The sequence below is a fragment of the Flavobacterium oreochromis genome (assembly GCF_019565455.1).
In the GTDB taxonomy this organism is placed as follows: domain Bacteria; phylum Bacteroidota; class Bacteroidia; order Flavobacteriales; family Flavobacteriaceae; genus Flavobacterium; species Flavobacterium oreochromis.
On sequence record NZ_CP067377.1, the window covers coordinates 2,345,397 to 2,357,381 of the forward strand.

8 protein-coding genes and 1 pseudogene are annotated in these 11,985 nt (G+C 31.5%); 8 read left to right on the forward strand and 1 reads right to left on the reverse strand.

The window, feature by feature from the left end; genetic code table 11:
* Window positions 1-188 precede the first annotated feature (188 nt).
* On the reverse strand, window positions 189-1,040 hold the full coding sequence (locus JJC03_RS11270; RefSeq protein ID WP_088398136.1) for an alpha/beta fold hydrolase: 852 nt from the start codon (window positions 1,038-1,040) through the stop codon (window positions 189-191).
* Window positions 1,041-1,273: 233 nt separating this feature from the next.
* On the opposite strand from JJC03_RS11270, the gene JJC03_RS11275 reads away from it, so the two are divergent.
* The 8 genes and pseudogenes from JJC03_RS11275 (at window position 1,274) to rpsA (ending at window position 11,981) form a co-directional block, all read left to right on the forward strand.
* Window positions 1,274-2,089, forward strand: a complete 816-nt coding sequence (locus JJC03_RS11275; RefSeq protein WP_088398135.1) for a M48 family metallopeptidase — start codon at window positions 1,274-1,276, stop codon at window positions 2,087-2,089.
* Window positions 2,090-2,149: 60 nt separating this feature from the next.
* A pseudogene (locus JJC03_RS11280) lies at window positions 2,150-3,447 on the forward strand (MFS transporter).
* Window positions 3,448-3,481: 34 nt separating this feature from the next.
* On the forward strand, window positions 3,482-4,219 hold the full coding sequence (locus JJC03_RS11285; protein ID WP_235873341.1) for a hypothetical protein: 738 nt from the start codon (window positions 3,482-3,484) through the stop codon (window positions 4,217-4,219).
* A 185-nt stretch (window positions 4,220-4,404) separates the two neighbouring features.
* Complete coding sequence (gene lon, locus JJC03_RS11290) at window positions 4,405-6,855, forward strand: endopeptidase La (protein WP_235873342.1); 2,451 nt, start codon at window positions 4,405-4,407, stop codon at window positions 6,853-6,855.
* Window positions 6,856-6,947: 92 nt separating this feature from the next.
* A complete protein-coding gene (gene porQ, locus JJC03_RS11295) occupies window positions 6,948-7,961 on the forward strand; it encodes a type IX secretion system protein PorQ (protein ID WP_088398131.1) in 1,014 nt (337 codons plus the stop codon).
* A gap of 3 nt (window positions 7,962-7,964) precedes the next feature.
* Window positions 7,965-8,648 (forward strand): (d)CMP kinase, encoded by a 684-nt coding sequence (gene cmk / locus JJC03_RS11300; protein ID WP_088398130.1) that lies wholly within the window; start codon window positions 7,965-7,967, stop codon window positions 8,646-8,648.
* A gap of 94 nt (window positions 8,649-8,742) precedes the next feature.
* Window positions 8,743-9,996: a nucleoside permease gene (locus JJC03_RS11305; protein WP_088398129.1), complete on the forward strand. Its 1,254-nt coding sequence runs from the start codon at window positions 8,743-8,745 to the stop codon at window positions 9,994-9,996.
* A gap of 221 nt (window positions 9,997-10,217) precedes the next feature.
* Window positions 10,218-11,981 (forward strand): 30S ribosomal protein S1, encoded by a 1,764-nt coding sequence (rpsA, locus tag JJC03_RS11310; protein ID WP_088398128.1) that lies wholly within the window; start codon window positions 10,218-10,220, stop codon window positions 11,979-11,981.
* The last annotated feature ends 4 nt before the right edge of the window (window positions 11,982-11,985 follow it).

Below are 11,985 nucleotides of genomic sequence, written 5' to 3' on the forward strand. Positions count from 1 at the left end.
GTTTTTAATAAGAATCAATAAAAAACACTGAATTTTTATAGAATAAATTCAATTAGAAAAATTTCTATTGTAATATTAAGCTTGGTTCTTACTTTAAAATAAGAACCTATTTTAAAGAAAAGATATCTATTTGTTGATTTTATATTTAATTTTTTGTTCTAAAAAATATTATGTTAAAAAGAAAATGTCTAGTTTAAAAATTGAATGCTAGCCTTTATTACATCATCATTTCCTAGTATTTTTCTATGACCTAACTTTTCAGTTTCAATAAAAGTTCCATTAGATAGTTCTCTATAAATATTTTTTCCACAAATTAAAGGAACTTCATGATCATCTTTATCATGGATGACTAAGGTAGGAATCTTAACATCTTTTGCTGCATTTGCAGCATCATAATTATCAATAGATTCCCCAAAATTAGCTTCAAATTTTTCTTTCATTAGTTCTGCAATTTCTGGTCGTAAATGCAATTGTTTGATAAAAGAATATAAAACGTCAATAATTCTATCGGCAGCCCCAATTGTGACTATTTTTTTTACTTGTAATCCTCTTTTTACCGAATTAAGTAAAGACATACCTCCTAAAGAATGGCCAATAGCATATTCAAATGGACCAAATTGTTTTTCTAATTCAAAATTGCAAGCTATAAATTCAGTGATTAAAGTAGGGCTAGATTTAGACCTTCCATGTCCTGGTGCGTCATAACTAATTGTAGAATACCCAAGCTTTAATAATTCATCAGCAATTTTAAAAAGTTGAGTACCTCTTCCTGACCAACCATGAACTAATAAAACTTTTTTTGTACCATCTCCATAATGATAAACTTCTATTTGTTTGTTTATTTTAGGAATAAAAAGAGGTTCCTTTTTAGAATTTTGAACCATATGCCATTCTCTCTTTGGCGTTTTATGTTTTGTAGGAGTTGTAAATAGTCGAATACAAAACTTAGTTGTTAATCTTTTAGAAAAAAAGGCTAATCCCTTTGCAGTATAAATGATCATCTTAGGTACAGTAATACTCTTTTGTTTTTTCTTTTTCAAAATAGAATAGTTTTTTAAGGCTAAATTAATATAAATAAATTAATCGTAATAGCTATGTTTGAAATATATAGATAGTGATTTTTTTAGCATAAGTAAATAAAAAAATAAGAAAAATCCTTGAAATAACCTTCGTTTTTTAAAGAATAAGAGGGTTTTATAGATGAAATTCTACTAGTTTTATAAGAATGACTTTTTAAAAAAATTGTAATTTTACTCTTTTAAAAATATAAGTAATGAAAAAAACAATCGTATTCGGATTTAGTATTTTATGTTTGATAACAGCATGTGCTAAAAATCCTTTTACAGGAAAAAGTACTATGGCATTAGTGCCTGATAGTCAAATTTTTCCAACAGCTTTTCAACAATACAATCAGTTTTTATCTGAAAATAAAGTAATAAAAGGAACGGCTGATGCAAAACGCGTTGAAAATGTTGGAATAAAAATAAAAACAGCCGCTGAAAGATGGTTAAACGCAAATGGAAATTCAACTTATTTAAAAAATTACGCTTGGGAATATAATTTAGTAGATAGTAAAGAGGTAAATGCTTGGTGTATGCCAGGAGGGAAAATAGTAGTTTATACAGGTATTTTGCCTATAACTAAAGATGATGCAGGAATGGCAGCAGTTATGGGACATGAAGTAGCACATGCGTTAGCAAATCATGGGCAACAACGTATGAGTGCTGGTTTGTTACAACAAGCTGGAGCTATAGGGGTTGCTATTGCTACTAGTGGTAAATCTCAACAACAACAAACTGAGTTTATGCAGTATTATGGATTAGCTTCTCAAGTAGGAGGAATGTTACCTTTTAGTAGAGCTCATGAATCAGAAGCAGATCAAATAGGATTATTACTTATGGCTATTGCAGGTTATAATCCTGAAAACGCAGTATATGTGTGGGAACGTATGTCTGCCAAAGCGGGAGGACAAGCACCGCCTGAATTTATGAGTACGCACCCTAGTAATGAAACTCGTATTACCAATCTAAAACAATGGATTCCCAGTGTAAAAGCAGAAGCAGCTAAATTTGGTGTTGTATTTAAATAAAAAAGATTACTTTAGAAGCCCCTAACAGGGGCTTTTATTTTTTAATTTAAATTACAAAAAATGCTACCACTTCAAAAAGGAGATAAAAAGCTATTAAACGCTTGGGCTTTTTATGATTGGGCAAATTCAGTGTATAGTTTAGTGATAACTTCTGCTATTTTTCCAATTTATTATAGTGCTATTTTTAAGATTAGAGGAAATCATTTTGTTGATATTTTTGGATATCATTTTAAAGATACCGCTGTAATCTCTTTTGTAACCGCAATTGCCTTTGTCTTGGTGGCTTTAATTTCGCCAATACTATCAGGAATTGCTGATTACGTTGGAAATAAAATGACATTTCTTCGTTTTTTTTGTTATATGGGTGGGATAGCATGTATAGGTTTGTACTGGTTTACCGCAGATAATTTTTTATTGAGTTTTATAATATACCTCTTTGGATTAATTGGTTTTTGGGGAAGTTTAGTATTTTATAATTCCTATTTACCAGATATTGCTTATCCTGAACAACAAGATGCTGTAAGTGCCCGCGGATTTTCTATGGGCTATTTAGGTAGTACAATTTTATTGTTGGTTAATTTAGGAATGATAATGAGTGTTAACTCTAATGAAAGTGCAATTCAAATGATGCGTTATTCATTCGTTATGACGGGTATTTGGTGGATAGCCTTTAGTCATATTACCTACTATTATTTACCTAAAGGAATAAGTACAGGTAATAAAGTAACACGAGCAGTAATTTTGGATGGTTTTCATGAGTTACAATTAGTTTGGAAAGAACTAAAAAGAATTTAGCCTTAAAACGATATTTGGCAAGTTATTTTGTTTTTATTATGGCTGTCCAAACAGTAATGCTCGTTGCAACTTATTTTGGGGCAGAGGAAATTACTTGGGAAACAGATAGTCAAAAAACAACAGGGTTAATAATAAGTATTTTATTAATTCAGTTAGTAGCTGTTTTAGGAGCTTATATAACATCAAAGGCATCACAAAAATTAGGAAATATTAAAGTCTTAATTTTTTTGAATGCTTGTTGGGCTATTTTATGTTTAGTTGCATTTTATGTAGAAACACCAACAGAATTTTACACAACAGCAGGATTTGTAGGTTTGGTAATGGGAGGAATTCAATCATTGGCTCGTTCTACTTATTCAAAATTTCTACCAGAAACTACTGATACCGCTTCTTATTTTAGTTTTTATGACGTGACTGAAAAAATAGGTATTGTAATTGGAATGTCAATCTACGGAATCATTGACCAAATAACAGGAACGATGAGAAACTCTATAGTTTTTCTTTGTATTTTCTTTGTGCTTGGTGTTATTTTACTTTTGAGGATTCCTAAAGAAAAAAAATAATTATATCGCATTGAATTTAGCCTTAGTAAATACTATGAAAATCAAATTTATTAATATTTTAGCAGTTCTAACAACTTTATTTTTTGCTTCTTGTTCTGTTGAATCTATTGATCCAGTATTACCGAAACAAATTAATAATGATACTAATTCAAACCCTAATGGAGTTGTTGTTGATTACTGGCCATCAGTGGTTAATAATAATTGGACTTATACTAAAAATGGAGTTGCTCAAACACCTATGAAGGTAATGTCTACAGAGGTTTTGAGAGGGAAAACATACTACACATTTAATAATCTTTTTGGTCAAAGTGCTTCTGTTTCCGCAAAGGTAACTATGCAATTGAGAAAAAATAACGGTGATTATTATTTAAGAGTGCCTGGTTTTACAGCAGATTTAGGGACTACAGGTACAGCTCAATCGACAGAATTTGAATACCTGTTGTTTAAAGATTATGTAAATCTAAATGATACTTGGACGAGTAATTTTACACAAACTTTTACATATAGTAATCCTGTAATACCTTCTGTAGTAACATCTACAGTTATAGATGGAACTATGTTAGGAAAAGACACCTCTATAGTGGTAAATGGCGTTACTTTTAATAATGTTATTAAATTTAAAGTTATTCAAAAAACTACAGTACTAATGCAAGTTACTACTACTACTACATATTATTGGTATGCTAAAGGTGTAGGTTGTGTTAAATCTATCATTCAAAATACAGGTACTTCTGATACTGTTTCTGAGTTGCAGACTTATAATTTGTTCTAAAACTTATAAATATACAATCCCGAGTTATTCGGGATTTTTTATGGCATAGAACTTGACAAGTTATTGTACTGAAAAGAATAGTTTTATTGTTTAAATCCTCATTTTCAGTATGATGGTTATTTTTATTGCAAGATTTTTGTGATAGAAGTAGGTTATGTTTAATGACAAAATGACTTAATTAATATATGTCTCAACAAAAAATCATTACGCTTGACAATATGTCACTTCAGGAAATAGATCATGAAGCAGAATTAATTCCTCTTTTAACACCAGAAGATGAGGAAGAAATGAATAAGGAGAGTCTTCCTGTGGATTTGCCTATTTTGCCTTTACGTAATACAGTACTTTTTCCAGGTGTTGTAATACCTATTACAGCAGGTAGAGATAAATCAATAAAATTATTGAATGACGCTAATGCCTTAGATAAAATTATTGGAGTTGTTTCGCAAAAAAATGAAGAGGATGAAGATCCTACAGAGGAACAAATTAATAAAATTGGTACAGTAGCACGCATTTTAAAAATTCTTAAAATGCCTGATGGAAATGTAACGGTTATTTTGCAAGGTAAAAAACGTTTTGAAATAGATACGGTAACTACTACAGAACCCTATATAAGAGCTACTATAAAAGAAGTGCCTGAGATTCGTCCAGATGAAACAGATGATGAACTTAATGCAATTATTGATTCAATCAGAGAATTAGCAATACAGATTATTAAGGAAAGTCCTAATATTCCTACTGAGGCTACTTTTGCAATTAAAAATATAGAGAGTGATCCGTTCTTAGTAAGTTTTGTTTCTTCTAATATGAACTTAACAGCAGAAGAAAAACAACAACTTTTGGAAATACATGATCTAAAAGAACGTGCTTTAGAAACATTAAAACATATGAATATTGAACTTCAGAAATTAGAATTGAAGAATGATATTCAGTCAAAAGTTCGTTTTGATTTAGATCAACAACAACGTGAGTATTTCTTGCAACAGCAGATGAAGACCATACAAGAAGAATTAGGAGGGAATTCTACTGAGCAAGAAATAGAAGAAATGCGTAAAAAAGCGAAAGCTAAAAAATGGGATGAAAAAGTAGGGGAACATTTTGAAAAAGAATTACAAAAACTACAACGCACCAATCCTAATTCTCCTGATTTCGGAATTCAACGCAATTATTTAGAATTGTTTTTAGAGTTGCCTTGGAATGAATATACTGAAGATAATTTTGATTTAAAACGCGCACAAGCTATTTTGGATCGTGATCATTATGGTATGGAGGAAATTAAAAAACGTATTATAGAACACCTTGCAGTTTTAAAATTACGTAATGATATGAAATCGCCTATATTGTGTTTTACAGGGCCTCCAGGTGTAGGTAAAACTTCTATTGGACGCTCTATAGCAGAAGCATTAGGGCGGGAGTATGTGCGTATGTCTTTAGGAGGGTTACGTGATGAAGCTGAAATTAGAGGGCATAGAAAAACGTATATAGGAGCAATGCCAGGACGCATTTTACAGAATTTGAAAAAAGTAAAATCGTCAAATCCTGTTTTTATTTTAGATGAGATAGATAAATTGTCAAGCAGTCATAATGGTGATCCTTCATCAGCTTTATTAGAGGCTTTAGATCCTGAGCAAAACAAGGAATTTTACGATAATTTCTTAGAAATGGGTTTTGATTTATCTAAAATTATGTTCATTGCAACTTCTAATAACATTTCAGCTGTACAACCAGCCCTTCGTGATCGTATGGAAATTATAACCATGACAGGTTATACAGTTGAAGAAAAAGTTGAAATTGCAAAACAGCATCTAGTACCTAAGCAGATAAAAGATCACGGATTAAATGGAAAACAATTTTCTATAGGCAAAAAACAAATTGAAAAAATTGTAGAAGGCTATACACGTGAATCAGGTGTACGTGGTTTAGAGAAAAAAATTGCACAAATGGTTCGCAATGCTGCAAAATCAGTAGCAATGGAAGAAGCATACAATGTAAAAGCTACAGATGAGGATGTAATAAAAGTATTAGGTGCTCCTCGTATGGAACGTGATAAATATGAAAATAATGAAATAGCAGGCGTTGTTACAGGTTTAGCATGGACCAGTGTAGGGGGTGATATTTTATTTATAGAATCAATCATTTCAGCAGGGAAAGGAGGACTTACTTTTACAGGGAATATAGGTACTGTAATGAAAGAGTCGATCACTATTGCTATGGAATACGTGAAAGCTAATGCAGAAATTTTAGGATTAAATACTGAAATATTTACAAAATACAATATTCATGTGCATATACCTGAAGGAGCTACCCCTAAAGATGGTCCAAGTGCAGGTATAGCTATGTTGACTTCCTTAGTTTCTTTATTAACACAGAAAAGAGTTAAAAAACATTTAGCAATGACAGGAGAAATAACTCTTAGAGGGAAAGTTCTGCCAGTAGGAGGGATAAAAGAAAAAATTTTAGCAGCTAAAAGAGCTAAGATTAAAGAGATTGTCTTATGTATAGAAAATAAGCGAGATATAGATGAAATCAATCCTGATTATTTAGAAGGATTAACGTTTCATTATGTAAGTGAAATGAGTGATGTCCTCGAAATTGCTATTACAAAAGAAAAAGTAAAAAATCCAAAAACATTATAAGATAAAAAACGGCTATATTAATATAGCCGTTTTTTTATGAAAAAATAATATCTTCGCTCCTGCGTTATAGTATAAATTTAACGCGAAACTTGATGCGACCAAAATTCTTGTTATTAATATTTATTTTTTCCTTACCTACTTACTCTCAAATAGGAGGTGATGGTGTATATCGTTTTTTAAATTTAAATACATCACCTAGGCAAGCAGCTTTAGGAGGAAAAGCAATTACAATATATGACGATGATGTAAATCAACCTATGCTTAATCCTGCTTCTATTAATCAAGAAATGGATGGTAAACTAGGACTTAATTATGCAAGTTATCTAGGCGATATTAATTATGGTACTGTTTCGTATGCTTTTACATATGATAGGCATATTCAAACATTTTATACAGGTATATCATATATTAATTATGGTACTTTTGATGGGAGGGATGAATTGGGTAATCAAACGGGAGCTTTTACAGCTAACGAGTTAGTAATGTCTTTTGGATACGCTTATAACATTCCAAGAAGTGATCTGTATTTAGGAGCGAATGCTAAGGTTGTAACTTCCTTTTTAGAGCATTATCAATCATTTGGTCTAGCAACAGATATTGGAATTAATTATTTAGATCAAGAAAATGCTGTAAATTATGCTTTACTGGTTAAAAATTTTGGAAATCAAATTATTACCTATAACGGAATACAAGAAAAAATGCCATTTGAAGTCATGTTAGGAATCTCAAAAAAATTAGAACATCTACCAATCCGTTGGCACCTAACATTAGATAATTTGCAAAAATGGCAATTAGCGTTTTCAAACCCAGCAAGAAGTGAAAAAATGTTAGATGGAGTGGTAAAAGAAGAAGAAGTGGGTTTTTTAGGAAATGCTATGCGCCATGTAATTTTAGGTGCTGAAATTTTGCCAGATAAAGGAATTAATTTTAGAATAAGCTATAATTTTAGAAGAGCGGCAGAACTTAAAATATTAGAACAAAGAACTTTTGCAGGATTTTCCGTAGGAGTAGGAATTCGATTTTCTAAGTTTCTTTTTGATTATTCCTATTCAAGATATACTTTGGCATCCAATACTTCTATGTTTGGATTAACTATAAATCTTTAAAAATTGAAAAAAATTACAATTGCAATTGATGGATTTTCCTCTACAGGAAAAAGTACCTTGGCTAAACAAGTAGCAAAAGAATTAGGTTATGTGTATGTTGATACAGGTGCAATGTATCGTGCCGTTACTTATTTTGCCATGCAACAGAATTTGATTGATGAATTTGAATTTGATGTTAAGCGTTTAATAGAATTTTTGCCCACTTTGAATTTAGGTTTTCAATTTAATCCAAATCTTGGTTTTGCTGAAATGTTTTTAGATGGAGTTAATGTAGAAAAACAAATAAGAACATTAGAAGTATCTAATTATGTTAGTAAGGTAGCAGAAATATCAGATGTTAGATCTATGCTTGTAAATCAACAAAAACAAATGGGAGTTGATAAAGGAGTTGTTATGGATGGTCGAGATATAGGAACCGTTGTTTTTCCAGATGCGGAAGTTAAATTGTTTATGACTTCTAGAGCAGATGTTCGTGCTCAACGGCGTTTTGACGAATTAACAGAAAAAGGACAATTAGTATCGTATGACCGTGTTCTAGAAAATGTTTTACAGCGTGATCATATTGATACCTCGCGTAAAGATTCACCATTAGTTAAAGCAAATGATGCTATCGAAATTGATAATTCAGAATTAACACGTGAAGAGCAATTTAATAAGGTTATGGAAATAATTAAAGGTAAAATTTAAAAAAGACTGATATTTTTTGTTATAATCATTTGAAAGTACTGAATTTTTCATAGATTTACCCGCTTTTTAGAATATAATAACCAAATCAAAACGTATGAATATTAAAATTAGACTAACCTTAATGAGCTTTTTGCAGTTTTTCGTGTGGGGAGCTTGGTTAATTACCGTAGGAAATTACTGGTTTGGAACCAAACAATGGAGTGGTGCAGAGTTTGGAGCCATATTTTCAACACTTGGGATATCCTCTATTATTATGCCTGCTATCACAGGTATTGTAGCTGATAAATGGATGAATGCAGAGAGATTATATGGTGTGCTTCATATATTAGGGGGATTATGTGTAGCATATCTTCCACAGGTAGATAATCCAACTACTTTTTATTGGGTTATTTTTGCAGCTATGATGTTCTATATGCCTACAATTTCATTGTCTAATTCAGTAGCTTATACGATTTTAAAAGAGAATAAATTTGATGTAGTAAAAGTTTTTCCGCCAATTCGTGTTTGGGGAACTGTTGGTTTTATTTTAGCTATGTGGGCTACTAATTTAACAGGAAACAAAGCATCTGCAAATATGTTTTATATATCAGCCTTTACAGCATTAGTTTTGGGAATATATTCATTTACCTTGCCAGCATGTAAACCTCAAAATTTAATCGATGAAAATGCCTCTTTATCAAAAAAATTAGGATTAGATTCATTTAAGTTATTTGGTACTTACAAAATGGCTTTGTTTTTTGTATTTTCTATGTTTTTAGGGGGAGCGTTACAATTAACAAATATGTATGGAGATGTGTTTTTGTCAGAATTTGGAAATATGCCTCAGTATAAGGATAGTTTAATTGTTAAAAATTCTACTCTTATTATGTCTATTTCTCAAATTTCAGAGACATTGTTTATTCTAGCTATTCCATTTTTTCTAAAGCGTTTCGGTATAAAACAAGTAATGTTAATTTCCATGTTGGCTTGGGTATTACGTTTTGGGTTATTTGCATATGGAAATCCAGCCACTGGGTTATGGATGATTATTCTTTCTTGTATTGTTTATGGAATGGCATTCGATTTCTTTAATATTTCAGGGTCATTATTCGTAGAAACCACTACTGATTCATCTATTCGTTCATCAGCTCAAGGGTTGTTTATGATGATGACAAACGGTTTTGGCTCTTTCTTTGGAGGATTGATTAGTGGTAAAGTAATTGATGCTTATTTTACCATTAATGGACAAAGAGACTGGCATAATATTTGGTTTTCTTTTGCGGTTTACGCATTGATAATAGCTATAGCTTTTGCTCTTTTATTCAAACATAAACACGATCCAAAAGATGTAGAGTCTTTCTCTCACTAAGAAGAAAAGATATAAAAAAAGCCGATTTTTATTAAAATCGGCTTTTTTGTTTATAAAATAAAAAAAACAGTTTGGTAGTTAATTAATTATGATTAATTTTGCAGACCTTTTGGCAGTAGGTGTATCCAAAAGAAATTCAAGTAATTATATGTAAAACGCTTCTGTTTTTTGCTGCTTAATGAAACACCGAAGAAACAGAATACAAATTTTTAAATCAGATCATGTCTGAAATTACAAAAGAACAAGAACAATTTTTAGCAGACTTTAACTGGCATAACTATGCTGAAGGTATTGATGCAGTAGACGCTAAAAATTTACAAGAGTTTGAAGATTTAGTAGCAAAAACTTTTATTTCTACAGGTGCTGAAGAAGTAGTAGAAGGTGTTGTTGTTAGAATTACTGAAAGAGATGCTATTGTTGATATCAATGCAAAATCAGAAGGTGTTATTTCTTTAAACGAGTTCCGTTACAATCCAGCTTTAAAAGTTGGTGATAAAGTTGAAGTTTTAATCGACATCCGTGAAGATAAATCAGGACAGTTAGTATTATCTCACAAAAAAGCTAGAACTATCAAAGCTTGGGATAGAGTTATTGCTGCTAACGAGTCTGGAGAAATCGTTAATGGTTTCGTAAAATGTAGAACTAAAGGTGGTATGATCGTTGACGTATTCGGAATCGAAGCATTCTTACCAGGTTCTCAAATCGATGTTAAGCCTATCCGTGACTACGATCAATATGTGAATAAAATGATGGAATTCAAAGTGGTTAAAATCAACCATGAATTCAAAAACGTTGTTGTATCTCACAAAGCACTTATTGAAGCTGATATTGAAGTTCAGAAAAAAGAAATCATCGGTCAATTAGAAAAAGGTCAGGTATTAGAAGGAGTTGTTAAAAACATCACTTCTTATGGAGTATTTATTGACTTAGGAGGTGTTGATGGATTAATCCACATCACTGACTTATCTTGGTCAAGAATCAACCACCCATCTGAAGTATTAGAATTAGACCAAAAATTAAACGTAGTTATCTTAGACTTTGATGATGAGAAAACACGTATCCAATTAGGTTTAAAACAATTAAACGCTCACCCTTGGGATGCTTTAGATGCTAACTTAGCTGTTGGTGATAAAGTGAAAGGTAAAGTAGTTGTTTTAGCTGATTACGGTGCTTTCATCGAAGTTGCTGAAGGAGTTGAAGGTTTAATCCACGTTTCTGAAATGTCTTGGTCAACTCACTTAAGAAGTGCTCAAGATTTCGTGAAAATTGGAGATGAAGTAGAAGCAGTTATCTTAACTTTAGATAGAGAAGAGAGAAAAATGTCTTTAGGTATCAAACAATTAACTAACGATCCTTGGACAGATATTACTGCTAAATACCCAGTAGGTTCTAAACATACAGGTACAGTAAGAAACTTTACTAACTTTGGTATCTTCGTAGAATTAGAAGAAGGTATTGATGGTTTAGTATATATTTCTGACTTATCTTGGACTAAAAAAATCAAACACCCATCTGAATTCGTTAACGTAGGTGACAAATTAGATGTTGTTGTGTTAGAATTAGATGTTGATGCTCGTAAATTATCTTTAGGTCACAAACAAACTACTGCTAACCCTTGGGATAAGCATGAGGATGCGTTCGCTGTAGGTACTGTACACAACGGAACTATCTCTGAAATGGTTGACAAAGGTGCAACTGTAGATTTCGGTGATGATGTTGTAGCTTTCATCCCTACACGTCACTTAGAAAAAGAAGATGGTAAAAAATTGAAAAAAGGTGATACTGCTGACTTCAAAGTAATTGAGTTCAACAAAGAATTCAAAAGAGTAGTAGCATCTCACACAGCTATCTTCCGTGAAGAAGAAGAAAAAGTAGTTAAAGAAGCTGAATCTAAAACTACTTCTACTCAAGCTGAGAAATCAACTTTAGGAGATATCGATGCTTTAGCTGAATTAAAAGCTAAAATGGAAAGAGGAGAGAAATAATATT